23 protein-coding genes are annotated in these 26,230 nt (G+C 39.7%); 10 read left to right on the forward strand and 13 right to left on the reverse strand.

Annotation, left to right across the window (positions count from 1 at the left end):
• Positions 1 to 81 precede the first annotated feature (81 nt).
• Positions 82 to 2,019, reverse strand: coding sequence for an ATP-dependent zinc metalloprotease FtsH (ftsH, locus tag ACMX3D_RS22610; protein ID WP_482748055.1), 1,938 nt, complete (start codon positions 2,017 to 2,019; stop codon positions 82 to 84).
• Positions 2,020 to 2,265: 246 nt separating this feature from the next.
• Between ftsH and ACMX3D_RS22615 the strand changes: the two genes are divergently transcribed.
• Positions 2,266 to 2,457 carry a hypothetical protein gene (locus tag ACMX3D_RS22615; RefSeq protein ID WP_482748056.1) on the forward strand — a complete coding sequence of 64 codons (192 nt, stop codon included), beginning with the start codon at positions 2,266 to 2,268 and terminating at the stop codon, positions 2,455 to 2,457.
• 90 nt (positions 2,458 to 2,547) lie between these two features.
• Entirely contained in the window at positions 2,548 to 3,696 is a 1,149-nt protein-coding gene (locus tag ACMX3D_RS22620) for an AI-2E family transporter (protein WP_482748057.1), read from the forward strand.
• Between the two features lie 118 nt (positions 3,697 to 3,814).
• Here ACMX3D_RS22620 and cysE read toward each other — a convergent pair whose 3' ends face one another.
• Positions 3,815 to 4,549: a serine O-acetyltransferase gene (gene cysE / locus ACMX3D_RS22625; protein ID WP_482748058.1), complete on the reverse strand. Its 735-nt coding sequence runs from the start codon at positions 4,547 to 4,549 to the stop codon at positions 3,815 to 3,817.
• Between the two features lie 340 nt (positions 4,550 to 4,889).
• Here cysE and ACMX3D_RS22630 point away from each other — a divergent pair, with 340 nt between their 5' ends.
• Together ACMX3D_RS22630 and cysK are read left to right on the forward strand one after the other, a co-directional pair.
• Complete coding sequence (locus ACMX3D_RS22630; RefSeq protein WP_482748059.1) at positions 4,890 to 5,345, forward strand: RrF2 family transcriptional regulator; 456 nt, start codon at positions 4,890 to 4,892, stop codon at positions 5,343 to 5,345.
• 88 nt (positions 5,346 to 5,433) lie between these two features.
• On the forward strand, positions 5,434 to 6,396 hold the full coding sequence (gene cysK / locus ACMX3D_RS22635) for a cysteine synthase A (RefSeq protein WP_482748060.1): 963 nt from the start codon (positions 5,434 to 5,436) through the stop codon (positions 6,394 to 6,396).
• Here cysK and arsH read toward each other — a convergent pair.
• The 5 genes from arsH to ACMX3D_RS22660 form a co-directional block, all read right to left on the reverse strand.
• Positions 6,393 to 7,058: an arsenical resistance protein ArsH gene (arsH, locus tag ACMX3D_RS22640; RefSeq protein WP_482748061.1), complete on the reverse strand. Its 666-nt coding sequence runs from the start codon at positions 7,056 to 7,058 to the stop codon at positions 6,393 to 6,395. The genes cysK and arsH overlap by 4 nt on opposite strands.
• A 112-nt stretch (positions 7,059 to 7,170) precedes the next feature.
• Positions 7,171 to 7,566 (reverse strand): arsenate reductase, glutathione/glutaredoxin type, encoded by a 396-nt coding sequence (gene arsC, locus ACMX3D_RS22645; protein WP_482748062.1) that lies wholly within the window; start codon positions 7,564 to 7,566, stop codon positions 7,171 to 7,173.
• 28 nt (positions 7,567 to 7,594) lie between these two features.
• On the reverse strand, positions 7,595 to 8,662 hold the full coding sequence (arsB, locus tag ACMX3D_RS22650) for an ACR3 family arsenite efflux transporter (protein ID WP_482748063.1): 1,068 nt from the start codon (positions 8,660 to 8,662) through the stop codon (positions 7,595 to 7,597).
• A gap of 53 nt (positions 8,663 to 8,715) precedes the next feature.
• Entirely contained in the window at positions 8,716 to 9,774 is a 1,059-nt protein-coding gene (locus tag ACMX3D_RS22655) for a PstS family phosphate ABC transporter substrate-binding protein (protein WP_482748064.1), read from the reverse strand.
• A 118-nt stretch (positions 9,775 to 9,892) separates the two neighbouring features.
• Positions 9,893 to 10,735, reverse strand: coding sequence for an SDR family oxidoreductase (locus tag ACMX3D_RS22660; RefSeq protein ID WP_482748065.1), 843 nt, complete (start codon positions 10,733 to 10,735; stop codon positions 9,893 to 9,895).
• An 81-nt stretch (positions 10,736 to 10,816) separates the two neighbouring features.
• Here ACMX3D_RS22660 and ACMX3D_RS22665 point away from each other — a divergent pair, with 81 nt between their 5' ends.
• The gene (locus ACMX3D_RS22665; RefSeq protein WP_482748066.1) at positions 10,817 to 11,176 is read left to right on the forward strand and encodes a MerR family transcriptional regulator; all 360 of its coding nucleotides are present in this window, start codon (positions 10,817 to 10,819) and stop codon (positions 11,174 to 11,176) included.
• Positions 11,177 to 11,213: 37 nt separating this feature from the next.
• Here ACMX3D_RS22665 and ACMX3D_RS22670 read toward each other — a convergent pair whose 3' ends face one another.
• Positions 11,214 to 11,897, reverse strand: a complete 684-nt coding sequence (locus tag ACMX3D_RS22670; RefSeq protein WP_482748067.1) for a cadmium resistance transporter — start codon at positions 11,895 to 11,897, stop codon at positions 11,214 to 11,216.
• Between the two features lie 23 nt (positions 11,898 to 11,920).
• Here ACMX3D_RS22670 and ACMX3D_RS22675 point away from each other — a divergent pair, with 23 nt between their 5' ends.
• On the forward strand, positions 11,921 to 12,586 hold the full coding sequence (locus ACMX3D_RS22675; protein WP_482748068.1) for a cadmium resistance transporter: 666 nt from the start codon (positions 11,921 to 11,923) through the stop codon (positions 12,584 to 12,586).
• A 53-nt stretch (positions 12,587 to 12,639) separates the two neighbouring features.
• Here ACMX3D_RS22675 and ACMX3D_RS22680 read toward each other — a convergent pair whose 3' ends face one another.
• The 3 genes from ACMX3D_RS22680 to ACMX3D_RS22690 form a co-directional block, all read right to left on the reverse strand.
• Positions 12,640 to 13,437, reverse strand: a complete 798-nt coding sequence (locus tag ACMX3D_RS22680; protein ID WP_482748069.1) for a sulfite exporter TauE/SafE family protein — start codon at positions 13,435 to 13,437, stop codon at positions 12,640 to 12,642.
• A gap of 424 nt (positions 13,438 to 13,861) precedes the next feature.
• Positions 13,862 to 16,858 (reverse strand): UPF0182 family protein, encoded by a 2,997-nt coding sequence (locus ACMX3D_RS22685; RefSeq protein ID WP_482748070.1) that lies wholly within the window; start codon positions 16,856 to 16,858, stop codon positions 13,862 to 13,864.
• Positions 16,859 to 17,029: 171 nt separating this feature from the next.
• Positions 17,030 to 18,757 (reverse strand): pentapeptide repeat-containing protein, encoded by a 1,728-nt coding sequence (locus tag ACMX3D_RS22690; RefSeq protein ID WP_482748071.1) that lies wholly within the window; start codon positions 18,755 to 18,757, stop codon positions 17,030 to 17,032.
• Between the two features lie 705 nt (positions 18,758 to 19,462).
• Here ACMX3D_RS22690 and sbcD point away from each other — a divergent pair.
• Together sbcD and ACMX3D_RS22700 are read left to right on the forward strand one after the other, a co-directional pair.
• Positions 19,463 to 20,716 (forward strand): exonuclease subunit SbcD, encoded by a 1,254-nt coding sequence (sbcD, locus tag ACMX3D_RS22695; RefSeq protein ID WP_482748072.1) that lies wholly within the window; start codon positions 19,463 to 19,465, stop codon positions 20,714 to 20,716.
• A 672-nt stretch (positions 20,717 to 21,388) separates the two neighbouring features.
• A complete protein-coding gene (locus ACMX3D_RS22700; RefSeq protein WP_482748073.1) occupies positions 21,389 to 22,132 on the forward strand; it encodes a hypothetical protein in 744 nt (247 codons plus the stop codon).
• A 15-nt stretch (positions 22,133 to 22,147) separates the two neighbouring features.
• Here the strand turns inward: ACMX3D_RS22700 and ACMX3D_RS22705 are convergent, their stop codons facing one another.
• Positions 22,148 to 23,791 carry an alpha/beta hydrolase gene (locus ACMX3D_RS22705; protein WP_482748074.1) on the reverse strand — a complete coding sequence of 548 codons (1,644 nt, stop codon included), beginning with the start codon at positions 23,789 to 23,791 and terminating at the stop codon, positions 22,148 to 22,150.
• A gap of 250 nt (positions 23,792 to 24,041) precedes the next feature.
• On the opposite strand from ACMX3D_RS22705, the gene ACMX3D_RS22710 reads away from it, so the two are divergent.
• A complete protein-coding gene (locus ACMX3D_RS22710) occupies positions 24,042 to 24,248 on the forward strand; it encodes a hypothetical protein (RefSeq protein WP_482748075.1) in 207 nt (68 codons plus the stop codon).
• Positions 24,249 to 24,591: 343 nt separating this feature from the next.
• Positions 24,592 to 25,251 carry a PEP-CTERM sorting domain-containing protein gene (locus ACMX3D_RS22715; RefSeq protein ID WP_482748076.1) on the forward strand — a complete coding sequence of 220 codons (660 nt, stop codon included), beginning with the start codon at positions 24,592 to 24,594 and terminating at the stop codon, positions 25,249 to 25,251.
• Positions 25,252 to 25,423: 172 nt separating this feature from the next.
• On the opposite strand, the gene ACMX3D_RS22720 is transcribed toward ACMX3D_RS22715, so the two are convergent.
• Positions 25,424 to 26,218 (reverse strand): HAD family hydrolase, encoded by a 795-nt coding sequence (locus ACMX3D_RS22720; RefSeq protein WP_482748077.1) that lies wholly within the window; start codon positions 26,216 to 26,218, stop codon positions 25,424 to 25,426.
• Positions 26,219 to 26,230: the final 12 nt, after the last annotated feature.

A 26,230-nucleotide genomic window follows, 5' to 3' on the forward strand; every position in this document is an offset into this window, starting at 1 on the left:
AGAAATTTTTTCAAAAAGCAAATTAGACTGCTATATAAAAAATATGGTGCGTTGTGTTTTGTGACAACACACCATACAAGTTTAATTCAACACAGATTGCATCAGGGGTATATCTGCTGATACATTACCTGAGCGTAACCATTCTGTTAGTTCTTCTGGTGCTTTAGCTTGTTTGAGGCGATCGCGCAAATCAGTACCTTCCAGAATTTCTCTTTGCAACAGTTCTTGGGCGGTTTCTTCTAACAAGTCGCGGTTTTGATGCAGAATGCTCAAAGCAATATGGTGAGCATTATCTACTATTTGCTTGACCTCGTGGTCAATTTCTTGCGCTACTTGCGGACTAATTGAACGGCGAGGATTACCATAACCTTCAATAAACTGCTGTTGAATTTTCTCAAAGGCAACTGGCCCCAGTTTATCGCTCATACCATATAAGGTAACGTAACGTTCGGCTAAGTCTGTGGCTTTTTGGATATCGTCACTTGCGCCGGTGGAGACTTTGCCAAAGATGATTTCTTCCGCAGAACGTCCACCCAACAAGGTAGCAATACGACCGCGAATTTCGTCTTCAATCATCAAGAAGCGGTCTTCTTCGGGCATTTGAATGGTGTAACCCAATGCACCAACACCGCGCGGTACAACAGAGATTTTTTCAACTTTACCCGCACCAGGCATCAACGCACCGATAATGGCGTGACCAACTTCGTGATAAGCTACGGTCTTCTTCTCGGTTTCGTTGAGTACACGCGAGCGTTTTTCTAAACCAGCCACTACCCGTTCAATCGCTTCGTTGAAATCTGCCATTGTTACGGCTGGACGATTTTGTCTTGCAGCTAACAATGCGGCTTCGTTGACAAGGTTGGCTAAATCTGCGCCTGCAAAACCAGGAGTTCTGATGCCAATAGTTGCCAGGTTAACATCATCAGCCAATTTGACGTTTCTGGCATGAACTTTGAGAATTGCTTCTCGACCAATTTTATCAGGGCGATCAACTACAACTTGACGGTCAAAGCGACCAGGACGGCGCAAAGCAGGGTCAAGTACTTCGGGACGGTTGGTAGCAGCGATGATAATTACTCCAGTGTTGGCATCAAAGCCATCCATTTCGGTAAGTAATTGGTTGAGAGTTTGTTCCCGTTCATCGTTACCGCCGACAAATCCACCAGCACCACCGCGAGATTTACCCAACGCGTCTAACTCATCAATGAAGACAATACAAGGTGCTTGTTGTTTAGCTTGTTCAAATAAGTCACGAACACGCGCCGCACCAACACCGACGAATAACTCAATAAATTCTGAACCAGAAATACTGAAGAAAGGAACACCTGCTTCCCCAGCGATCGCTTTTGCTAGTAATGTTTTACCTGTACCCGGAGGCCCTACTAACAACACACCTTTGGGAATTTTCGCGCCTAAGTTGGTGTATTTCGTCGCATTTTGGAGGAAATCAACAATTTCTTCGAGTTCGGCTTTGGCTTCATCTACCCCAGCCACATCAGGGAATTTTACCCCAGTGCTGCCTTCAGAATAAATCCGGGCTTTACTTTTACCAACTGTCAGTGCAGCCGGGCCCCCACCTTGGCGATTAATTAAAAAGCCCCAAATCCCAAAGAAAATTAATGGTGGCGCAACCCAACTCAAAAGCGTCCAAATCCAGCCATTTTGGTCTGGGAGTGGTGCAGCAAACTCAACTTTATTCTCGCGCAGAATCTTGGGTAAATCTAAATCGAGGGCGACTGGCGTAGTTGCAAATACTTGTTCGGTAATTTTGCCATCGGGAGCTTGAACTTTAGTAGTATACTCAATGCGATCGCTACCTACTACCGCACGGTCTACTTTGCCTTGTTGTACCAAAGCAATAAAGTCACTATAAGGAACTTGTGGCAATCGGGGGCCAAAAAAACTAGGAACAATAAAATTAAGCAGTAATAACAGAGTAAACAGAATTAGTAAGCTCCCCCCAAACTGCCGGACTCTCGGTGGTTTGATGGGAGTTTTGTTATTTTTTTCTACAGGCATTTTGATGTATCCTCGATTTTAATTTGTCATTTGTTCTTTGTTTTGACAAATGACGAAAGACCGCTGACTAATGACTTTTCAACTTAAAAATTTCACAACTGCTCATGACCATACAATTGTCTTCATTTCAGACTTCATACTTCACACTTCATACTTAATGTGTATTTATATGAATATTGTAGAGACTATGCCGTTGAGCCTAAATTCGGGTATACCCTACAGAAAAAGGTAAATTGCCGTACTGCTATGGAAAATCAACTAACTTTTATTGTCAAATTGCTTGTACTATCGGCTTTACTCTCTGGATTAATTAAATATGTCTTGCCTAGTGTGCCGGTTCCCGCTACAGCGACCAACGCTTTAATTTTAGTGTTATTGCCTACTATGATTATGGCGATCGCATTACTCTGGCGATTCCAAACCCAAAAACAAACTTAACTTAAATCATCTGGGCGTTATCGCTAAAATCAGCTAACCTAACTGCATCAGCAAAAAAACAGCATCACACCAACAGCCGGGAGTCAGCCTGTGAACCTTGGTCAATGGATTGGCTTAATCGCCATAGTTCTTTCTTTATACATATTGTGGCAAATCAAAGAAGTTTTGTTACTGATGTTTGCCGCAGTAGTGTTAGCAACCACGTTAAATCGATTAGCAAAGCGTTTTCAACGCTCAGGTATAAAGCGGGGATTTGCTGTACTCCTTTCGGTAGGTATCTTTTTTGCTTTGGTGGTGGGTTTTTTCTTGTTGATTGTGCCACCCTTTGCCCAGCAGTTTCATGAACTAACTTACCGTGTTCCTCAAGGTTTGGAGCGCTTTAATAGTTGGCTGGATGAAATGAAAACCAGAGTTCCCAGCCAGTTAGTTCCCTACATACCCGATCTCAATAGTCTGATTCAGCAAGCACAGCCTTTTGTAAATCGTGCCTTAGGAAGTTCTTTTGCATTTGTCTCTGGTTCTTTAGAAGTTGTCCTCAAAGTTTTGTTGGTGCTGGTGTGGACAGGAATGCTGTTGGCTGATCCCTTAGCTTACCGCAAAGTATTTATTCGCGTGTTTCCCTCGTTTTATCGCCGACGGGTAGATGGCATTTTAGATAAATGCGAAGTCTCATTAGAAGGATGGGTCACAGGTGCTGTAATTGCAATGTGTGTAGTAGGGCTGATGAGTGTTGTTGGCTTATCATTCTTGGGTGTAAAAGCAGCCTTAGCTTTAGGAGTTTTAGCAGGATTTTTGAACTTGATACCCAATCTTGGCCCAACAATGAGTGTAATACCAGCTATGGCGATCGCTTTGTTGGATACTCCCTGGAAATCTATTGCTGTTTTGATTCTTTACTTTTTTATTCAACAAGCTGAAAGTAATTTCATTACACCTTATGTCATGGCACAACAAGTTTCTTTGTTACCAGCTGTGACATTAATTTCTCAACTATTTTTTGTGACTTTCTTTGGCTTTTTAGGATTATTTTTAGCTCTACCTTTAACAGTCGTCGCTAAAATTTGGGTGCAAGAAGTCTTAGTCAAAGATGTGTTAGATCAATGGGGAAATCACCATAAACAAGAAACTGAGGTGGTGATTATTGGTAAGTCGCCTAGTACTAGTGATGATTGGACGGAAGAAAATTCTGCAAGTCATCAAGATTCTTCAGTTGAAGATACTCTGCCAAAAGAAGATTAATCGAACTAACGCGAAAAACCTTAGACTTCTTGCATAAGTTGGGAACAGGGAATGGGGAACGGGGAATAGCTTCAAGTTCTTCTGTTAAGTGCCTCTTGCGTTAGACACATCCTAGTAGTTAAATCCCTGCACCATCGAGAAAGTCTTCAATTACAGAATCGCTATTTATCTTACTGTTGTAGATGATTTCAATTTCCCTATTTACCTCAGTTGGTAATACTAATTCTGACTGAGTTTGTAATTGTTCTAGCTGTTTTTCTAATGTCTTGACGCGTTCAAATAGCGCTCGAATTACTTCTGCTTCGACATCTCGAAATTTGTTATGAGCGAGTTCATCAACATTGACGTTATTTTGACGAGTCACACGTCCAGGAATCCCCACAACAGTACTATTACTCGGCACATCACGTAACACTACAGAACCTGCTCCAATACGGACGCGATCGCCTATATTAATATTGCCTAAAACTTTCGCACCAGCCCCTACAACCACATGACTACCCAAGGTGGGATGGCGTTTACCGCTTTCTTTGCCAGTACCACCAAGAGTCACACCTTGGTAAATTAGCGTATAATCACCAACAATTGCTGTCTCACCAATTACCACACCCATCCCGTGGTCAATAAAAACTCCTTTACCAATAACTGCGCCCGGATGAATCTCAATTCCTGTAAAAAAACGACTGATGTGAGATATAAACCTGGGTAGAAAAGGAATGCCTCTTTCATACAACCAATGTGATAAACGATGCATCACTAGGGCTTGCAGTCCCGGATAGCAGAACAAAATTTCCAGCCAGTTGCGGGCGGCTGGATCACGCTCATAAATTGTTCGCAAATCAGTTAGTAGCATAACTCTATTGAGGTTTTTGTGAATGGGTGAATAAATCTGATTCGGTGAATGAAGAGTGCTGAGTTGAAAGTGCTGAGAGAGTAAATGCAACCAGCTTGCTTATACAGGTTTAAACGTATTTTTGGTACATGAGGTCAAAATCAGAAAACCAAAATAATTCCTGTGAAAGATGAACTCATATGGGGCATTTTATAGGATAATCTACGGTAAAACGATAGGCTTACGTTTATTTGTCTTTGATAGTCGGATGCTATCACATCCAATACCAAGACAAAATTAATTTCGCATAAAATGCGAAAAAACAATCGATTAACCGTAGTATTTTGATTGAGTACAAATCTTGAATAGCCAAAATTACGCTCTCCTGGATCTGTCTTCCAAAGTTGAATACGCGCTCCTAGCACTTTTAGAACTGGCCAGCCACCACGAAAAAAAAGTACCTCTGACTATGAGCGAAATCACCTCTAAGCAACCTATACCTGAGCGCTATCTAGAGCAAATCTTGACTAATTTGCGGCGTGCAGGTGTAGTCCAAAGCCAGCGCGGCTCGAAAGGTGGTTTTATTTTAGTGCGTGAGCCTTGGCAGATTACGGTGTTGGAGATTGTCACTTTAGTCGAAGGTGAACGCAAAGAGAAAGAAAACTCCGAAGTTCCCACATTAGAAAGACGTTTGGTTCATGAAATCTGGGAACAAGCCAACGTGGCCTCTATGGAGGTTTTAAACCGCTATACGCTGCAAGACTTGTGCCAAGAAAGAGAAGCTCGTTTACAGCAGAGTCCGATGTATTACATATAGTCCAGAGTCAATGGTCAAAAGTCTAAGGTCAAGAGTTTTGTAACCACTGTCATCGATTGTTGAATTTTTAACACAAAAGGATTTCCTTATGCGAATAGCGAAAGATGTTACGGAGTTAATTGGACAAACTCCTTTAGTGCGATTAAATAAGATTCCCCAAGCTTCAGGCGCGGTTGCAGAGATTGTCGTGAAGCTAGAAAGTATGAATCCGGCTTCTTCTGTAAAAGACCGAATTGGTATCAGTATGGTGACAGCAGCGGAGGAGGTAGGTTTAATTCACCCTGGCAAAACTATTTTGGTTGAGCCTACCTCTGGTAACACAGGAATTGCCTTGGCAATGGTGGCGGCGGCTAAGGGATACCATCTTATTCTAACGATGCCGGACACGATGAGCCAAGAACGACGGGCAATGCTGAGAGCTTATGGCGCACAACTAGAATTAACTCCCGGTGTGGAAGGAATGCGAGGTGCGATCGCTCTTGCCGAGGAAATTGTCGCCAAAACTCCTGATGCTTATATGTTGCAGCAATTCCGCAACCCAGCTAACCCCAAAATTCATGCCGAAACCACAGCCGAAGAAATTTGGGCAGATACAGATGGAAAAGTAGATATTTTAGTGGCTGGAGTTGGTACTGGCGGTACAATTACTGGAGTTGCAGAAGTGATTAAGCAACGTAAGCCGACATTTCAAGCGATCGCAGTTGAACCAAGCAACAGTCCGGTACTAATAGGCGGAAAACCAGGGCCACACAAAATTCAAGGTATTGGCCCAGGATTTATCCCAGCGATTTTCCGCCTAGAACTTGTAGATGAAGTAATTCAAGTCAGCGATGAACAAGCAATGGCTTACAGCCGCCGTTTAGCCAAAGAAGAAGGATTACTCTCAGGAATTTCTGCTGGCGCTGCTTTGTACGCTGCAATTGAAGTTGCTAAACGAGCAGAAAATGCAGGTCGCTTGATTGTGATGGTACAACCTAGCTTTGGTGAACGCTACCTCAGCACTCCGTTATTTAAACAACCTGATGAAAGTGAATGGGTGAATAAAGCTTAACCCTGTTTTTGATTCATTTCCAGGGCTTTATTTGCAATTTCAATTACTTGTTTAGCTGCTTTTTCCTTACGCTCACTGTAGCGATCTGTGAGATAGTCCACCTTGTCTCTCAACAACAAGGTGAACTTATAAAGTTCTTCCATGACATCGACAACGCGATCGCGATAAGCTGAATCCTTCATTGTGCCATCTTCGTTAAACTCTTGATATGCTTTAGCAACTGAGGATTGATTAGGGATAGTAAACATCCGCATCCAGCGCCCTAGAATTCTTAAAGTGTTGACTGCATTAAAAGACTGAGAGCCACCACTTACTTGCATAACAGCCAAAGTTTTTCCTTGCGTCGGGCGAACGGCTCCAATATTTAGAGGAATCCAATCAATTTGGTTTTTCATAATCCCAGAAATTTGACCGTGCAGTTCCGGGCTAGACCAAACTTGCCCTTCTGACCATAAGCTTAATTCACGCAGTTCCTGCACTTTTGGATGGTTGTCAGGTACACTGCCATATATCGGTAGTTCTCGTGGATCAAAAAACTTTACCTCTGCCCCGAATTCTTGGATGATGCGTGCGGCTTCCTCTGCTAAGAGGCGGCTATAAGAACGCTCACGCAACGAACCATACAAAAACAAAATTCTGGGGGGATGGTCAAATGTTGTCATACAGATGTCAGGATACAGATGAATAGCTAGAAAAAATCAATGGGTAATAAATTTTGAGCCTTCAGCCAGAAAACTTGTTTTAAGATTGCAATTATTACCCAACAGATGTAGGTTATTCCGTCAGCGATTTAATGAGCATAGTCACCCGTTCTTTAATCTCATCGCGCACTCTGGGGAAAATTTCAGGTTGTTCAGCTGGGTCATCTAACTGCCAGTCTTCAAATATTTCCCGCACAACCCACTCAGGAGGTAAATTCACTCCACAACCACACAGAGAAATTACCACATCAAAGTCTTCGGCTTGGAAATTATTAAGCGGTTTGGAAGTTTGATCAGTAATATCAATGCCAATTTCTTTCATAGTAGCGATCGCCTCTGGTCTGACAACACTTGCTTCTAACCCAGAACTAATAACTTCAATTTTTCCCTGGCCAAGATTTTTAGCAAAACCTTCCGCCATTTGAGAACGGGCAGAATTCTTCTTGCAGACAAACATTACACGTTTCATAATTCACTCCTCAAAATATGCAATTAAATTACAAACTTCTCGATTCAGGTGTAGCAAAATAACGTCTTTGGAGCCAGAATGCAACATTAACCAGACTAATCAGTACAGGCACTTCAACTAAGGGGCCAACCACAGCTGCAAAAGCAGCGCCAGAATTAATGCCAAACACAGCAATTGCTACTGCGATCGCCAACTCAAAATTATTTCCTGCGGCAGTAAATGCGACACTGGCGGCTCTGGAATAGTCAGTTTTAATTCGCCATGCCATGTAAAAACTTACTAAAAACATCAAGATAAAGTAGATGATTAGCGGGATGGCAATCTTGACTACATCCAAGGGAATCTGAACAATTAAGTTCCCTTTCAAGCTGAACATGACCACGATTGTAAATAATAAAGCAATCAGTGTAATAGGGCTAATTTTTGGTACAAACTCCTCGTGATACCAACGTTTGCTTTTCGCTTTCACCAAAAAGTAACGAGTGAAAAATCCAGCCAGAAAAGGAATACCCAAATAGATGAATACACTCTGAGCTATTTCAGCAATACTTACATTAACGACACTCCCTTTTATGCCAAACAGTGGTGGCAGCACACTTAGAAAAAACCAGGCATAAGGACTGTAAAAAATTACTTGAAAGATACTATTAAAAGCAACTAATCCAGCCGTATACTCTGTATTACCCCGTGCCAAGTCACTCCAAACAACTACCATTGCAATACAACGGGCTAATCCAATCAGAATCAATCCTGTCATGTATTCTGGATAACCGCGTAAGAAGGTAATCGCTAAAGCAAACATCAAAATTGGCCCGATAATCCAATTCTGAATTAGTGACACACTAAGAATTTTGCCGTTACGAAATACATCTCCTAACTCTTCGTACCGCACCTTTGCTAGAGGTGGGTACATCATGAGAATTAAACCAATGGCGATGGGAATATTAGTTGTTCCAACTTGAAATTGATGAATAAAAGCTTCGACTCCGGGAATAAAGTAGCCTAAGCTAACCCCAATCCCCATTGCCAAAAAAATCCATAATGTTAGGTAGCGATCAAGAAAAGAAAGTTGTTTGGAAATGGTTTTTGTTGTCATCACTTATTCCACAAAACGCAGCACTATTTGAGCATTATTGGCTTTCAAGAAAACTAGAATTTTGCTTCTTTGCGTAAAAGTTCTCCAATGGTTAAGTTCATTTCCGCTTTTCCATCAAATACTGTTCCCACTTTTCCTTTGTACAAGTGAACATAATCAAGTTGATAGCCCTCATTTGGTAAAGGTATATACCCGACAGTAGAAACTGTTTTTGGTGCGTTCTTGAGATAAAAATCTACAAACGTGTACAGTGTTCCTCTATCAGGTAAAGACTGAGGATTAACATAGATAAACAAAGGTCGAGACAGCGGTTGATATTGTGCTTTCTCTACGGCTTGGGGTGATGGCGATACTGCGCCACGTCCGTTATCAAGAGAGAGTGCTTTCAACTTACCTTGATGTTTTTCGTAGTAAGCATAGCCAAAGTAACCTAAAGCATTAGGGTCTTTGCTGACTCCATCTACTAATACTTCATCATCTTCACTGGCTGTATAGTCATTACGAGAAGCTCTGACTTTTCCTACAACTGCTTCTGTAAAGTAGTCAAAAGTACCAGACTTTTTCCCAGCACCGTATAAGGTAAGAGGACGATCTGGCCAAGTTGCACGTACTTGGTTCCATCGGGTAATCTTCCCTTGGGCAGCAGGTTCCCAAATTTTTTTGAGTTCTGCTACTGTAATGTTTTTTGCCCAAGTATTTTGAGGATTAACAACTACCGTTAAGGCATCAAAAGCGATCGGCAGTTCTATGTACCCTACCCCATTTTTTTTGCATGTTTCCATTTCTGCAATTACAATCGGTCGGGAAGCATTGTTAATGTCTGTTTGTCCTGTACAAAATTTTTCAAACCCACCTGTAGTCCCAGAAAATTTCACTTCAACTTGGGACTGATGATTAGAGTCTGCTTGAAATGCTTTTGCGATCACTTGCGTAATTGGGTATACCGTACTTGAACCATCGATTTTAATCGTTCTTCCAGGTTTTCCCGTACTACTAACTTCTATGGCTTTTTGAGACTGCTGACTTTGAGTAGAAGTTGAGCCACTAGCACAACTGCTTGCTATAGTTAGCATTCCCAATGCGAGAGCTATTTTTTTAATTGTCATTTTCATCAAACTCTCCATTGCCTGTTCGGCGAAATTTATTCCTCCCTCATTTCAAAAAAACTTGATATGTAAGTGATTGTCAAGCACACAATACAAAAATTCATCAAAAAAAATTGATATGTACTTACAAGTTAAAGCTGTTGCTAATTATCTTGTCCAGCCAGCGAGGTGGCAAAAATCGCGGAATAATCCAATTTTTCAGAGGCTGGGGAACAATTGCATATTCTGTTTTTGGCTTTTGAGTCTCAAAAACTTTCCTGATGAATTGTCCAACAATATCAGGAGAGTATCCCTGTTTGCCAATCCCCAGCATATATTTTTGAAAGGCTCGTAAAGATTTTGCATATTCTGTTTGAGAGTATCGACTCATGTCTTGTGCAGATTCTTTGTCCCAAATTGGCGTATTCACGGCTCCCGGACGAATGATAATCACATCAATGCCATAAAGCTGTAATTCTCGACGTAAGCTGTGAGAAATTCCCTCAAAAGCGTGTTTGCTACCAGCATAAGCACCGATGAAGGGTGAAGCAATCTTTCCAGCTACCGAGCTAATATTAATGATTCTGCCAGAATTTGAGTTGAGAGAATTTCTAGCTTTCAATAACGGCAAAAAAGCTTGAATAACACCGATTTGTGCAATTACATTCACTTCAAACTGCCAACGAATCTCATCCAACGATTGGTGAATTAACGGGCCACTGGTGGCAATTCCGGCATTATTAATTAGTCCAACTAATCCTTCGTGGCTGACTAGCGCAGATAACTTGTGAGCCGCATCTTGTAATGCTTTTGAGTCTGTAACATCAAATAACAATGGCGTAAAGTTACTACCAATTTCTGTTTTGAGGCGATCGCTATCTTCCTGTTTGCGAACGCTACCAAAAACATGATAACCATGCTTGACAAACTCTCTGACAATTCCGTATCCAATGCCGGAAGATGCACCAGTTACTAAAATCGCTTTCACTTTGTACTCCTGGATTACACCATTTCATCACCGTATGATTTCAAGGTAAACTATGGACTATGCTTTAGGGTCAAGCGTGTGATGAAAATTGGTGAATTAGCCCAAAAGACAGGATTAACGATTGACACCATTAGATTTTATGAAAAGAAAGGTTTAATTGACTCAAACTATGTGCAACGTCAAGCTAATGGCTATCGAGACTATACCGAGCAAGTTGTTGAGCGAATAACCTTAATTCAGCGGGGTAAACGCTTAGGATTTACCTTGACAGAAATTCAACAATTTATTCAAGATTGGGAAACAAACACTCTTTCTATTGAACAAAAAGAAACAATTTTAAAAGAAAAGATTTTTGTAATTGATGAGCAGATAAAAGAGTTACAACAAATGAGAGATTACCTCATAGAAAAGATAATTTTTGTTCGCAGTTCTTTAGATTGATTACCATAAAGTTAGAATATTTTTTGCAATATATAAATTATTTTGCTTCATTATTTTTCATCAAAACCACTAAACAACAACAACTTGCAGCTAGTTTGATTAAACTTAAAGCACCACTTTTTAAGACAATAAAACTACCTAAACCTATAAGAATGAAAGGTACAAGATGATTAATGTAGCGAGTTAAAATCTCTGCGATCGCCTTTTGATGAGTTAATTTATATGCTACGTAGCAGAAAACACCCAACAATAAAAAAAATACTGCAATAATTATCAAAAAACTAGTTAATTTACTACTGGCAAATAATGGTATATAAACACTAATATTATCGCCCCCGTTAGCAATAGTTACCGCCGCTACACTGTAAATTTGGGGTACAAAAAAACCATCAGTATATTCTTCTGAAGATGGAAGATTTTCCGCTACAAAATCTTCTGTAAGTTCATCTTCTGAATTAAGCAAACTGCTAATACCCATAGCAATTGGAATTAACCCTAATAATCCAAGCCAGTTTGGTGCTAAGACAAAACCGCCAAATAAACCAGATAAGCTGAAGATTACTAGTACAATAAAACCTAAATACTGCCCTAAAAAAATATGTTGCGGTCGAAAATTAGTATTTATTTGTGAAAAAAACATTAGCAAAATCACAATATCATCAATATTAGTGGCAATAAATGCAACCACACCCGTACTAATTGCAGTAATTAACTCATTCATTTACTTTTGGCTAAAAATTCAGCATGAATAACCTAGGTACATCTTTTATTGAAGGAATAATCGCCTTCACCGCAACTAATATTGATGACATCATGATTTTGCTACTACTATTCTCACAGGTAGATGTTAATTTTCGACGGCGGCATATCATACTTGGTCAATATGTTGGGTTTGTAGCTATCATCATTGCCAGCTTACCAGGATTTTTTGGCGGTTTGGTTGTACAGCGAGAATGGATAGGATTACTTGGATTATTACCAATAGCGATCGGGTTAATGCAATTGCTAAACCGAGAACAAGAAACTATCGCAATTCAAGAAGTAACAACTGAATTTAAACAGCATTCACCAGTTAATTCTTTCTTATCTTTAATTTTGAGTATTCTCCATCCCCAAACTTATAAAGTTGCAGCGATAACAATTGCCAATGGTGGAGATAATATCAGTATTTATATTCCCTTATTTGCTGGTCAAAATCTTGCCAGCTTGGGAGTAATTTTAAGTGTATTCTTTTTAATGGTAGGTGTTTGGTGCGCTGTTGCCTACGTGTTAAGTCAACACCCTACTATTGCTTATATTTTAAGTCGCTACGGTAGAGTTATTGTACCGTTTGTCTTAATTGGCTTAGGTTTATTCATCATGTACGAAAGAGGTACATTCAACTTACTACCTGGGGTAAATAGTCAATAGTTCATTTGACATACTTAAAATATCTGGCAATAAAAGAACACTAACCTCTCTCACTAAGCTTGATAAACTAACTTCCAACTTACCATCATTAAGATGGCGTAGATAATAAACCGCAGTGGACGTTGTGGAGCAATTTGACAGATTTTTGCACCTAATAATACTCCAGGAACTGAGCCTAACCATATCGGTAATACTAAATTCCAATTAACTGTGCCTAAGCTGAGGTGTCCGAGAGAGGTAAATAACAATAAAATCGCTGCTTGTGTAATATCTGTACCCACTAGCTTGCGTGCATCCAGACGAAAAAAGGCTATGAGTACCAAGGCAAACATAGAACCTGAAGAGACACTCGTTAGCCCAACTAAACATCCTAAAACTGCCCCCAGCAGCATGGTTAAAAAGCGACCTATATTGTTATTTAAGTCTAGCTTGGGTAATTCGGGGAAACTGAACTTGGGAAAGAAGGTTAAGAGTAACAGTTGTACAAGTGCTAGTACAGTAATTAATAAAATCGTTACCCCTAGTAAGCGCAGCAAAATACTGTCTAGGTTATGCTCTCCAGTGTGCTTGATGTAGTGCAAAATACCGACACCAAATAGTGAACCAGGAACACTACCTAATGCCAGCCATTTGACTACTTCGGTGTCTAAGGTTTGTTGTTGCCAATGCTTAACGCTACCAACTACCTTCATTAAAGTGGCAGCTACAACATCAGAACTTACAGCAATTGACGGGGGAACCTGAAAAATAAATATCAACATTGGGGTGATGAGAGAGGCTCCACCAATTCCTGTTAAACCAACTATGATGCCAACAAAAAAGCTTAAAACTGGTAGTAATAAATAATCCATACTCCTTCCAACAATGCGGTTTTCTCGTACAGTCAAATCAATCAACCTAGCCAGCAAAACACAGCAAAGCAAGCGAAACTATCGCCAAGTGCTAGACAAAGTTCTTGGTGTCAAGTAATTATTTTTGTTTAAGATGAAGAACAGATTTTTTTGCTGTTCCTAAATTAAATACCTGTAAGCCGACTGGTTTACCGTATTTTACATAGAAAGATGCGCAAACGTCTAGCTTACTCGTGCTACACATGGTGAAATCTTCCCAGCCTAGGCACTCAGAAAACTAGATTGACTTCAGCTACACTAGATTTACCAAATTTTTTGGTATTTAAACTGTCCAGTTCTCACTAACATGAGTAGACTTGATGTTTTTTAAATACTTTTTGCACTGCTATGGCCAGCATTAGAGTCGAGGAATAGGGAGATACATCTACTGACTAGGTGGAATTCCCTCTTCAAAGGGACGGACAATAGCAGGTGCGGGAGTAACTTCTGGTTGAAAGATGGCTTGTAATGCTTGTTCTAAGGTTTGCGCCATGACAATGCGATTTTCGTAAGCTACAACTACCCGTACCAATGTGGGCAAACTATTCTGTGTGGCTTCTAAATATATTGGCTCGACGTACAATAATGATTGTTCGATGGGAATGACTAACAAATTTCCCTGAATTGCTCTGGAACCTTGGCGATTCCATAAAGAAATTTGCTGGGAAATGACTGGATCTTGGTTAATGCGTGCCTCAATTTGTTCTGGCCCGTAGACTAGGCGCTGTTTGGGAAATATATACAACAGCAATTTACCGTAGTTATCGCCATCCGATCGCGCCGCTAACCAAGCAATTAAATTCGTCCGCTGTTTCGGAGTGTAAGGTAAAAGTAAGATAAATTCTTCAAAAGGAACAGTAGGCAAGCTAGTAATTAAATAATATGCCTCTACTGGACGCGCTTGATCACCATAAATTTCGTTGGGAATTTGCCACTGGTCTTCGCGGTTGTAAAATACTTGCGGGTCTGTCATGTGATAGGTCATCAACCGCTCCGCTTGAATTTGAAAAAAGTCTGCTGGATAGCGGATATGGTTACGGATGGTAGCTGGCATGGCACTGAGAGGTTTAAACATCTTGGGAAAGATGGCAGCCCAAGTTTTAATTATGGGATCTGTGGAGTCAGCAATGTAAAAATTAACTGTGCCATTGTAAGCATCAACAACTACTTTCACAGAGTTGCGAATATAGTTAATGCCATCGTTATTAGGGTCAGAATAAGGATAGCGATCGCTAATTGTATAGGCATCCACTATCCAAAATAGGTAATTATTTTTTCCAGGAAAACCCGAACCAATACTAGGATCAGCGGCGACTAAGTAGGGGTCACTATCAAATTTTAGAAAAGGTGCGATCGCACGAATCCGTTGCTGAACATTCCGGCGAAATAACACTTTTGTTTCTGGCAAAAAGTCCCGTGTGAATAACATTTGCCAATCTTTCAAATACATGGCAAATAGCCAGCGTCGCCACCCAAAATCAATAGAAACGCCACCTAATCCATCGTATGAGTTGTAAGCATTATCACTACCACTGGGATAATCTAATTCTCTAACTTTAGTGCCAGTCATTACGTAGGTGTTAGTAATTTCACCGTAATAAATTCGCGGGAGACCGATAGGAACGCTATCTCGAATAGCTGGGCTAGAAGTGGTGAGAGCGCCATTCGCCGTACCAGCAATATCTTTGACGAAATATTCTGGTAGTCCACCAGGTGCAACTGTATTCACTGGACTCAGGGTAAATCCATATCCATGTGTATAAATTAAATGACGGTTTACCCATGTCTGTGCCTGTTGGGGTACAGCAGTATAATCTAATTCCCGTGCAGCAATCAGAACTTGTCGCCGTTCTGTTAATTCAGTTGATGTTTCAGAGGTGGCTGGCTGCTGTGAAACTGCTTCAGTTTCTAGGGTATATCTATCAATATCAGCATCAGGAAAGCGATAGTAAGGACGAATTTGTTGCAATTGACGGTTAGTTTCTAAAAGTGGTCGCTGATCCCAAAGACGAATATTACGAATTGTCAAGTCATTGGCTCGGATATTTGCTTCGGTTAAGGTTGCTTGAGGGTTGAAGGTTTTAGCATCAATTGCTTCTAAATCAAAAGCTTGCCGAGTTAAGGCAATAGTCCGCTTAATATAGGGTTCCTCTCGCTGCAATTCATTCGGCTGAACAATTAAATATTGCACCACTGTCGGCAAAACCACCCCAACAGCGACAGCTATTATCAAATAAACGCTTAACCCATAAGCTACCCAGTAGCGATATGAAGACTTTGGTCGCCAAAAAACTGTGCGTCCCAATAAGTAAAATGCGATCGCCACTGCCAAAACACACAATACTGTGTAGGCTGGTAACTGGGCTTGAACGTTGGTGTAGCTGGCTCCGTAACTGACTCCTTGTCGGGAATAAACTAGTTCATAACGACTTAGCCAATAACTCAGGGCGACAACTAGCATTAACAAGCCACCCATCCCGTACAAATGACGCTGCTGTGGGGATGAAAATCCTGGAAAAATTCCCTGACTCAGACTATCAGATGAGAGAAGATAAGTGAGACTAACGGCGATGAAACCAAATAAAAATAAACCCATTAACCAGAGTTCCATCAATTCCCAAACTGGTAGGGAAAAGACGTAGAAGCTGATATCTCGATTAAATAAAGGCTCGGAATAATTAAAATCAGTAGGATGAAAATATTGCAGAATTTTTGTCCAGTTATGGTGCAGTATCCAACCAAACAAGACACTAAATACACCAGCGATCACCGTTAATAACCAGCGCGGATAAATTAAAATAGCGATCGCAACTCCTGCAACTAAGCCGACATACAAAACTTGAGCAGTTATTTGCCTACCCAATGCCCAAATGGTTTCTAGTCGGAATAGTGAAATGACAGGTAGACTAGTCTTGTTTACAGAAGATTGCCAATAAGCAAAGGCAATTTGACCATAGTGAGCCAGCATTAACCCAACCAACAAGCTTAATATCACAACTATTGGTAGTAGCCAGCGCAATTTGATTGGTAATACATTTGTGTAAGTTATTGGACTTTCAGAGTATTTTGCATACTGAGGACTGAGAAAGTTTTTTAGCTCTGCACTTAGTCCAGCTTCTTCACGCTTCACTTGGGCAATTTTTAAAGATGAAGAATACTTCAGCCGCTGTGCTAAGAATAAGTTTCCCCAGAGGTAGATAGCACTAGTTGCTGTTACAAATAATACTAAGCTAAACTTAGTTACTAACCTCAACAAGAATACTTCTAGATAGCCAACTTCTTGAAACCAAAAAATCTCTGCTCCTAGACGGGAAACCACATCCAACAACAGCCACAGCCCTAGGAGTATTACGAACAGTCTCAAGCACCATTTCCAGAACATTATTGTGGCAGCCAATTTATCTGTAAAGCAAATTTTATTTTCTCAAGGAAAGTATGTCATAAGACGTAACTATATTTCTAGAATCTAATCTAGGAGGAATTTCGGCATCTCTCCTAGATTAGATATGGTTTAAGAGTTTTTGGTGTTGTATAAATTAGTGTTGCGATCGCTCTAAAGTCCGGCGATAATTTGCTGTACTCGTTGTAAGTTGGTATTATCTTGTTTTTGTGAGTAAATTTTCATTGCTTGTTCAAAGGCTTGTTTCGCTTCTACTTTCTTTTTCAAAGCTAGTAAAGAATTACCTTTATTTTCATAAGCTGCGGCATAATTAGGGTCTCTTTGAATAACGCGATCGCAATCTTTAATTGCATCCTCATATCGCTTACGATTAAATCGAGCTAAACTGCGTTGATAATAAGCTTCGATATAGTTATCATCAATTTCAATTGCTCGGTCATAATCTTTAGTCGCATCTTTATGTTCACCGACAGCTGTACGAGCGAGTCCGCGATTAAAATATGCCCAAGCCCAACTACTAGAATTATCAATCGCTTGATTATAATCTTGAATAGCGCCTTGATAATCTTGCAGGGCAAAGCGAGCTAAGCCTCTGTTATGATAGGCATCTGCAAATTTAGAATTAATTCTAATTGCTTGTGAAGCTTCAGTAATTACTGCTGCATAATCTTTTTGAAGACGGCGAATTGTAGCGCGTCCATTATAAGCTTCTGCATTGTTAGAGTCGAGACGAATTGCTTGGTCAAAATCAGTTAATGCGGTTTGATAATCATTTTGTTCGATGCGAACTAGCCCGCGATTGCTGTATGCTTTGGCATAACTAGGGTTAATTTCGATTGCTTTGTTATAATCTGCGATCGCCGCTTGGTAATTTTTCAACCTACTATTAGCAAAACCGCGACTAGTATAAATCTGAGCATCTCTAGGATTTAATTCTATAGCTTTGTTGTAATAAGCGATCGCGCTTGGATATCTTCTTCTACTGCTGAGAGTATCTCCCCAACGACTGTAATCAACAGCATCAGCCCGAATATTGTTAGGTAAGCTGTCCACATCCAGATTAGCATCTCTTAAATCTGCATTCTGCAAGTTTGCACCATTCAATTTACTGCCAATTAAGTCTGCACCTTGCAAATTAGCATTGTAGAGGTTAGCATTTTGCAAATCAGTACCGTTCAGTCGTGCATTACTCAGGTCAGCATTTTGTAAGTTAGCATAACTGAGATTGGCATTCTTGAGTTCCACACCTCTCAAGTTATAACCATTCAAATTCACTCGACTAAGATTAACACCGTTAAGTGATACTCCTCGGAAGTTAAAATTTCTCAAATCTGCATTGCTTAAATCTACACCATTCAGATTCACGCCTTGGAGGTTGACATTATCAAATCGCACACCTTGGAGGTTAGCATAACTGAGGGTAGCACCACTCAAATTAGCACCACTCAAATCCACATTACTTAAATCAGCACTAGTTAAATTAGCATTACGCAAATCTGCGCCACTCAAGTTTGTTCCACTTAAGTCTGCATTACTTAGGTTTGCACTTTCTAAGTCAGCACGAAATAAATTAGCTCGAAATAACTCAGCCTTACGCAAATCAGTATTACGCAAATCAGCACCACTCAAGTCTGCACCATTTAAATCTGCATTACTCAAGTTTGACTGATATAAATCAGCACGAATCAAATTTTTTCGACTCAAATTTGCTCGACTTAAATCACATTTTGGACATTTGTTTGTGTCTATTAGCTGTTTGTTATGCTCTGGGTTTTCTGCGTAAACCGGAATTGTGATTAACAGTGGAGTCAACAATGTAATAGTAACGAAGAATTGTTGCAAACTTCTTAATTGATTATTCCTAGTGAATTTTTGTAGCATCCGTCACTAATCCTCAAGCTTCTTCTAACTTTTACAAGCTCAAAACCTAGGATTACGGATAAATGTGCAGCTATTTTTGTTTCTTATAAAGGAGTTTATACTTAGCCTGAGCATTTAAATCACACTATGCTCTTACGTAGTTTAAACAAAAAATCAAGATTTTCTTCTATAGAGAAGACTGGTAGATTACAAAATGTAAAAACCCTGCTCAGCATTGAACAGGGAAATATAAAGTTTCTTTGCTAAAATTTCCAGCATTCTACCTAGAACATATTCATAATCGTAATAATACTTGCGCTGGTTAACATAATCAAAGCGCCCATAAATAGAGATAAACCTAGTTGGTTGGGTTTGGAAGTGTTCATTTTTGTAAAATTCCTGAAAATGATTATGCTTTGTTTAAGAATAACAATGTCCGTATAAATATCTATGAAACGAAATTAAAACTTAAAACAATGTAAATTATCTTAGTAAAAGCTATTGTATATGCTTACAAATCAGGATGAAAAATACCTAAAATTGCCAAAGATGATTTTTGTAGATGTAAAATTACGGTTGACAGCGATCGCAGGTATTTTTTCTGAAACTTAAAATATCCGCAGAATTTTAGACTTCAAATTTTGGATGTGTGGATTAGGAAAGACCTTTAATCTAAAATTCAAAATCTAAAATCCAAAATTGTTTGACCATTAACTATTGATTTTTATGATTAAAATCCTCCACCTCTCTGACATCCACATGGGAAGCGGTTTTTCCCACGGTAGAATTAATCCGGCGACAGGGTTAAACACACGTTTGGAGGATTTTGTACATACCTTATCGCTGTGTATTGATCGCGCCCTCACAGATCCTGTAGATTTAGTCATATTTGGTGGCGATGCTTTTCCTGACGCGACACCGCCGCCGTATGTACAGGAAGCTTTTGCTGGCCAGTTTCGTCGCCTTGTTGATGCTAATATCCCGACAGTTTTATTAGTAGGAAATCATGACCAACATTCCCAAGGTTTGGGAGGCGCAAGCTTAAATATTTACCGGACTTTAGGTGTACCGGGTTTTGTGGTTGGTGACACGTTGAAAACTCACCACATCCAAACCCGTAATGGTAAAGTCCAAGTAATTACTCTCCCTTGGTTAACTCGTTCCACATTAATGACGCGCCAAGAAACTGAGGGTTTGTCTTTGTCAGAAGTCAACCAGTTGCTAACAGAAAGGTTACAAGTTGTCATTGAAGGAGAAATTCGCCGCCTTGACCCCGATGTGCCTACAGTATTATTAGCGCACTTGATGGCGGATAATGCAACTTTGGGAGCCGAACGCTTGCTGGCGGTGGGTAAGGGTTTTACTTTACCGTTGTCTTTGCTGACACGACCTTGTTTTGATTATGTAGCGTTGGGACACGTTCACAAACACCAGAATTTAAATAAATCTAATAACCCGCCAGTGATTTATCCGGGAAGTATTGAACGAGTAGATTTTAGCGAAGAAAAAGAAGATAAAGGCTATGTGATGATTGAACTGGAACGGGGAAATACAACTTGGGAATTTTGTCCCTTACCAGTTCGGAGTTTCCGTACCATTGAAGTTGATATCTCCAAAGCCGAAGATCCGCAAGCGGCGATAATAAAAGCGATCGCCAAACATGATATTCAAGATGCAGTAGTGCGATTAATTTACAAACTGCGATCGGAACAGTTGGATGTCATTGATAATGCTTCTTTACATACTGCCTTAAAATCAGCCCACACCTACACCATTCAACCAGAATTACTCAGTCAGTTAGCACGTCCCCGCGTTCCAGAATTGAGTGCGAGTAGCAGCATTGACCCAATGGAAGCATTGAAAACCTACTTAAATAATCGTGAAGACCTCAAAGATATCGCTGCAACTATGCTAGAAGCTGCGGAAAAATTACTATCCGATGATGTCGAAGTTTGGTTAGAAGGTGCTGCTTCTGATTGAAAACAGGAAGCCGATTAATTTCTTTAACTCTCTGCGCCTCCGCGCCTCTGCGTGAGGCAAAAATCCTTATTTTCCAACGCCCAACTTTCTTAAAATTTTCAGATTTTTTCTCCTAAATCCAGTTTTCAACCTGAAACTAACACTGGTTCCTATTCAGCAATAGATGAAACATTACAGATTATTGCCCAATAGTAGGAGCGATCGCAGCTCTCAAGCACACTGAATTTTAGATGCAAATCTGGAGTGGTAAATTTGAGTGTTGAGTCACATAAATACGTTATTGCTGTACTTAGGATGCGTTAATTACTTCAGTAAATTCCTCAAGCCTTTGTAAAAAACACGTGAATTTACTAAAGTACTGTTGCATTTTATTAGAGCTACTGCTTATATTATTTATAGGTTATTAAGAATTACTTAATAATTTAGCTAAATTCATCTTTCAAGGCTCAAAGTCCGCTCAAATATACGGAATTTTCTCCAAAAACAAACTGGATTTACATAGGTAATTCTAGGCTGAAATCAAAACGCGACAGATATTGCACAGTTGCCATATTTGGTGAATATACAGATAATTTCTCTGTTGCAACTATCGTTGAAATTGTTAAAGTTTCAACTAAATTTTTGTGTCTTAAAAATTGCGAAATTACTCATTGCATAAACTAGGAGACGAAGATGAAAGACATTTTAGAATATATTAAACAACACGAAAATAAATTTTCCCAATTACCTTTTTTTCAATTCTTAAGAGATAGCAGTATAAATCCTTATCAGCGATTAACTTGGGTTCCTTGCCTAGCGCATTTTGCAATGAGTTTTAAAGATTTAAATAATGACATTCTTAAAGACGAGACAAGTGATAATCCTCTACAAAAAATGATTAACCAGCACACACTAGAAGATGGCAGCCACTGGAAATGGTATCTCAAAGATTTAGAATCACTGGAAATTGATCAGGTGATGCGATTCAGTGACTTTCTTAAATTTATGTGGAGCGATAAAACCCTGAAAACCCGCCGTCTTTCTAATAATTTAGTAGCAATGTGTCGCTATGAAACTGACATATTACTAAAAATAGTTATTATTGAAGCAATTGAAGCAACAGGAAGCCCTGCCCAGAGCGCAATGGCACAGGTAAGTGAAGAATTACGAGCCATAACTAATAAAAAATACTTTTATTTTAGTCCACACCACATGAAGGCGGAAAACGGACACGTTCAATTTGGTATGGAATACGAAGAAACTGAAAATTTTCTGCTCAATCTTGAGTTAAATGCAGAACAAAAAGCCAAAGCATTAGTGCTAGTTGACTATGTTTTTGATAGCTTCACAGAATGTATGAATGGACTAATGCAATTTGCCAGCCAACATACCTTTAAAGAATTACAGGCTAAACCTAAATATGCTCTACATAGATAGAATCGACTGTTAAAACTATTTTGATTTTTTGTTTGTGGTATTTCTTAAGGCTTGCATAAACTGCTCTGTAGTTAGAGAATTTAACAAACTAACCTTGAAAGGTTCTTGACTAATATATTGAGCATAAGATGGTTGCAAATAGACACTATATTCAGAGTTGTGCAGAAGATTGGTTTCCATAAAAGCCACGCTTAAGGCTTTCAGATAAGAATAAACAGCAGCAGGATCGGGGCCTAGCAATCCAGTAGGCACGGGTAAAACATTATTCTCAGGATTGGATTCTTCTAAAGCAGAAAAATGGGTAGCATTCTCAATTAACACTAAATATTTGTTCGGTTCATTCAGCCAAGTAAAGGGACGAATTTGTTCTGGTATTGCTGGAGCGAAAATATCTTGACTACCTGTTACTAACATAGCAGGAACTTTAATTTGACTTATGCCACTTTCACCCAAGACAGAACTGTTAATGGGATTAATAGCCATGACAGCTTTAATGCGCGGATCTTGTAGTGCATAATCTGCTGGTGATAACTCGGCTGCTTGGCATTGCAAAAGTAGAGATAAGTTTAAGGATCTATTGGGATAACAATCCCGATACAACTGAGCAAAGTTCAGTTTAGCTCCTGCTAAGGTCAAAACAGTATAACCACCAAAAGAATGTCCAATCGCTCCAACTTGCTGAAAGTTGAGTTTACCTTTGAGAGTAGAATTCAACTTTTCTAAACGTTGGAGTTCATCGAGTACAAATTTGACATCTAAAGGTCGGTCAATAAATTCTCTCGGTTGTGGTGGCCCTGCCAAACCTGCAAAGTATTGCTGAAAGCGCTCGGCATTACTACCTGGGTGTTCTAATACAGCCACAGCAAAGCCATAGGAAACCAAATGTTGCGCCAGATAAGCTAAAGCATATCGGTCTGAAGCTAAACCATGAGAAATCACAATTAAAGGAAAGGGAGACTGGGCTGTGGCTTCTGGTAAATAAACATCTACAGGCAGACGACGAGCGCGTTTAGCATCATTTAGCTCAAAGTACAGTTTTTGAAACTGAAATTTTCCTGGCTGGCGCAAATCTGGCTTTTGAGAAAAATCTATGTTTGCATTGCTAACTTCGGCGATCGCTTGTTGTTGCAAATATGCCACGACTGCATCTCTGTCTTTAAATAATTCCGATAAATTATTAACTATTCTTACTCCTTCTGAGAAATTTAATCTAATTGTCGGCGAAGGAAATTTACGCATAATGTTGACAACAGTCAAGCCTTCTTTAGAATCCGCCGCAGCTAAAATAAAAGCAGCCCGCAAGGCATAAAAACCATTTTGGCGAGATTCCGTCAGCAATAATTCTCCTAAACGTTTGACTACCTGTTCCCCTATGGGAGAATAAGTAAACTGAGATACTAAAGTAGGTGTAACATTAAAACGCTGTTGCAGTAGTTCTCTTAGTTGTGCTAGTTGTTGAGGTGTGGCACGTTGGGCATAACTATCTAACTCCCCAGTAATTTTTCCTTCTTTTGCAAAGGTTTCTAGCGCTTCCGTAGATAAAGAAAATTCTCCAAAAGGAGGATAAAACAAGCTAATGCGCTCGGCTCCTAAGCCAGGAGAGGCTGATAAAACTGTGGATAGCAGCCCTAAACTCAGGTATTTCAGGAATTTTTTCATAAGATGTTGTTATATGCAGAATTATCAAAGTTATCTGGGGATGCGATCGTTAATATAAAAGGTTTTGCAAGACAAAAGTTAAAACTAAAAATAAATAATACTTAGGTTATAAGTTTTTACTTGTTTTAAACAGTAGCTTGATTTTTGCCCTGACAGAGCAATAGACAGAAATCCCTCTTTATGTGGTGTAAAATTTTGCTCCTAAATGCGTTGCAGGAGCGATAATTGATATAGAACTCAATTTAAACTTATGTCTATAGTTTCCTGCACCAGTTGTGTCGTGGTTCTCAACCAACAACAGGAACAAAATATCTCTCATCAACAGCAGTCTCAGGATGAACCTGTCAACCACAGCAAGAGTATTGGTAAAAATTGTACAGTGGTTCAGAATGGTCGAGTTGTCGTTGTCACCGCGCAACCCCAAACCCAGGAGACTAACGAATCCAAAAACGTCTAAAACATAAGTTAGGAATTTCGTTATTTTTTAATATTGTGATGTTAGTCTTGACTAAAATACAAAAAAACTAAATTTGATAGTCTGATTTTTGACGAATTCCTTAAATTTACCTTTACCAATTTGCTTTAAAATTACTCTGGGGCTTAAGCTATTAAACTGATATACAAATAAACTGCATATCTTTTCGTGTTGGTTGTTAACTGCTAACTATTCACTGTTAAATGTTAACAAACTTCATAATTAATTGTGTAATTTAAAAGCGTAATAGCTTAAGAAAAACACTCTCTAAAACAGCAAAGTTTCATCTCAATAACCTAACTTCTACTACCACAGAGGCAGATAAATGAAGAGCTTATTGCTAGGACTGGGAGCTATCTTAGTTTTTGCTCCCAATGCGTATGCAGCCAACCTCATATATGACGAAACTGTTAACGGTGACTTGTCTAATGACAGCTTAAACCCAACAGTACTAAATCTGTCAGTGGACTCTAACCGAATTAATGGTGTAACCACTGGTAATCCAAATCTTGATAGAGACTTCTTCACTTTTAATATTCCTGTTGGTGGTCAACTTAGTCAAATTATCTTAGCTAACTATGTAGGGCTAGATAACGTAGGCTCCAATCAAGGATTCTTTGCTGTGCAAGCAGGTTCTAGTATTGAAACTACAACTGTCAGCGCTAACACGCCGCCATTACTTGGTGCAGCTTTAATTGGTACAGCACCTGGAACACAAGTAGGTGAAAACGTCTTAGATGATTTGGGTGTAGCCGCACCAATTCAGGGAAATACCTTCGTCGGCTTCTCTAGAGGTAATCTTGGCCCAGGTACTTACACTTTCTGGATTCAGGAAACTGTTGGTGGTATACAGAACTACAGCTTGGATTTTGTTGTTACCTCAGTTCCAGAACCTTCTACTATTGCAAGTATCGGTGCAGTTATGGGCTTGGGTACTTTCATCAAACGAAAGAAGCGTCGGCATTCAGCTACCTTGGATAAATAAAGTATTTCAGAGATGAATTTGGCGTTGCTGATTAGTGGGATGTTTTTTGTTTCGCGCATTCGCCGCTAGGCGTTCCGCTTGCGGTAGGCGCAAAGACACGAAGAATCAATATTTTATTTTTGTTAAACATCTGAATTCATCCCGCAAATATGCAACGCCTTTTTATGACTACTTAGATATTAGGGACAGTTAATTGTAAAATATAACTAGCTAACTCACAAAATCCTGCTGCTTCAGCGGCACTAGTTACATAAGTGGGTTCATGTTTTAGTTGGTTTTGATATTTCAGTGCATTAGCCACGCCCACAGAAACGGGAAAGTAATGCTGATTAAATAAACTTTCATCATTCGGGCTATCACCAACTGTCACAATTTGTGCTGGTGAGTATTCCGGCCAATATTCTTGTAATACTTGCAATAATCCAATAGCCTTATCTTGACCTTGGGGTTTAATATGACACTGTACTGTACTGTAAGTAAATCCCCAACCTATTGATTGGCAGAGATCATTTAAAGTTTGCAATTCATCAGAATTTAATGCAGCGACATCAAATGTCCAATCTGTCAGCCGAAAAAGATTGTCAGCAGATTCTTGAATTTGAGGAAATTTCAGTTTTAATTGCGCAAAAACCGCTGCTAATTCTTGACGATGCAATTTTAAGTCAGGAATAGTAGTTAAAGCTATGGGCTGCTCACTGCCATTGGGATAAAATATACCACCATTTTCTGCGATCGCACCTGCAACTGGCATTAAGCTGCTAATTCCACTGACCCAACCAGCAGAACGACCAGTAACAATCAATACCTTTATCCCAAAGGCACTTAAATTTTCCAAAGCTTGCAACAAAGCAGCAGAAAATTTACCTTCCTTGGTCAGAGTACCATCCATATCAGTAGCAACAAGGCGAATATTGCTCCAGCAAGTAGATGCAGTTTGAGACAGTGGGGTGAAATTTAAAGGATACATTGGGCTGACGGT

The sequence above is a fragment of the Anabaena sp. TISTR 8404 genome, assembly GCF_056847745.1.

What these genes read in the sequence shown, in the direction of transcription:
- ftsH (WP_482748055.1), bottom strand. Translation starts at nt 2,019, where the DNA reads ATGCCTGTAGAAAAAAATAACAAAACTCCCATCAAACCACCGAGAGTC.
- ACMX3D_RS22615 (WP_482748056.1), top strand. Translation starts at nt 2,266, where the DNA reads ATGGAAAATCAACTAACTTTTATTGTCAAATTGCTTGTACTATCGGCT.
- cysE (WP_482748058.1), bottom strand. Translation starts at nt 4,549, where the DNA reads ATGCTACTAACTGATTTGCGAACAATTTATGAGCGTGATCCAGCCGCC.
- cysK (WP_482748060.1), top strand. Translation starts at nt 5,434, where the DNA reads ATGCGAATAGCGAAAGATGTTACGGAGTTAATTGGACAAACTCCTTTA.
- arsH (WP_482748061.1), bottom strand. Translation starts at nt 7,058, where the DNA reads ATGACAACATTTGACCATCCCCCCAGAATTTTGTTTTTGTATGGTTCG.
- arsC (WP_482748062.1), bottom strand. Translation starts at nt 7,566, where the DNA reads ATGAAACGTGTAATGTTTGTCTGCAAGAAGAATTCTGCCCGTTCTCAA.
- arsB (WP_482748063.1), bottom strand. Translation starts at nt 8,662, where the DNA reads ATGACAACAAAAACCATTTCCAAACAACTTTCTTTTCTTGATCGCTAC.
- ACMX3D_RS22655 (WP_482748064.1), bottom strand. Translation starts at nt 9,774, where the DNA reads ATGAAAATGACAATTAAAAAAATAGCTCTCGCATTGGGAATGCTAACT.
- ACMX3D_RS22665 (WP_482748066.1), top strand. Translation starts at nt 10,817, where the DNA reads ATGAAAATTGGTGAATTAGCCCAAAAGACAGGATTAACGATTGACACC.
- ACMX3D_RS22670 (WP_482748067.1), bottom strand. Translation starts at nt 11,897, where the DNA reads ATGAATGAGTTAATTACTGCAATTAGTACGGGTGTGGTTGCATTTATT.
- ACMX3D_RS22675 (WP_482748068.1), top strand. Translation starts at nt 11,921, where the DNA reads ATGAATAACCTAGGTACATCTTTTATTGAAGGAATAATCGCCTTCACC.
- ACMX3D_RS22680 (WP_482748069.1), bottom strand. Translation starts at nt 13,437, where the DNA reads ATGGATTATTTATTACTACCAGTTTTAAGCTTTTTTGTTGGCATCATA.
- ACMX3D_RS22685 (WP_482748070.1), bottom strand. Translation starts at nt 16,858, where the DNA reads ATGTTCTGGAAATGGTGCTTGAGACTGTTCGTAATACTCCTAGGGCTG.
- ACMX3D_RS22690 (WP_482748071.1), bottom strand. Translation starts at nt 18,757, where the DNA reads ATGCTACAAAAATTCACTAGGAATAATCAATTAAGAAGTTTGCAACAA.
- sbcD (WP_482748072.1), top strand. Translation starts at nt 19,463, where the DNA reads ATGATTAAAATCCTCCACCTCTCTGACATCCACATGGGAAGCGGTTTT.
- ACMX3D_RS22700 (WP_482748073.1), top strand. Translation starts at nt 21,389, where the DNA reads ATGAAAGACATTTTAGAATATATTAAACAACACGAAAATAAATTTTCC.
- ACMX3D_RS22705 (WP_482748074.1), bottom strand. Translation starts at nt 23,791, where the DNA reads ATGAAAAAATTCCTGAAATACCTGAGTTTAGGGCTGCTATCCACAGTT.
- ACMX3D_RS22710 (WP_482748075.1), top strand. Translation starts at nt 24,042, where the DNA reads ATGTCTATAGTTTCCTGCACCAGTTGTGTCGTGGTTCTCAACCAACAA.
- ACMX3D_RS22715 (WP_482748076.1), top strand. Translation starts at nt 24,592, where the DNA reads ATGAAGAGCTTATTGCTAGGACTGGGAGCTATCTTAGTTTTTGCTCCC.
- ACMX3D_RS22720 (WP_482748077.1), bottom strand. Translation starts at nt 26,218, where the DNA reads ATGTATCCTTTAAATTTCACCCCACTGTCTCAAACTGCATCTACTTGC.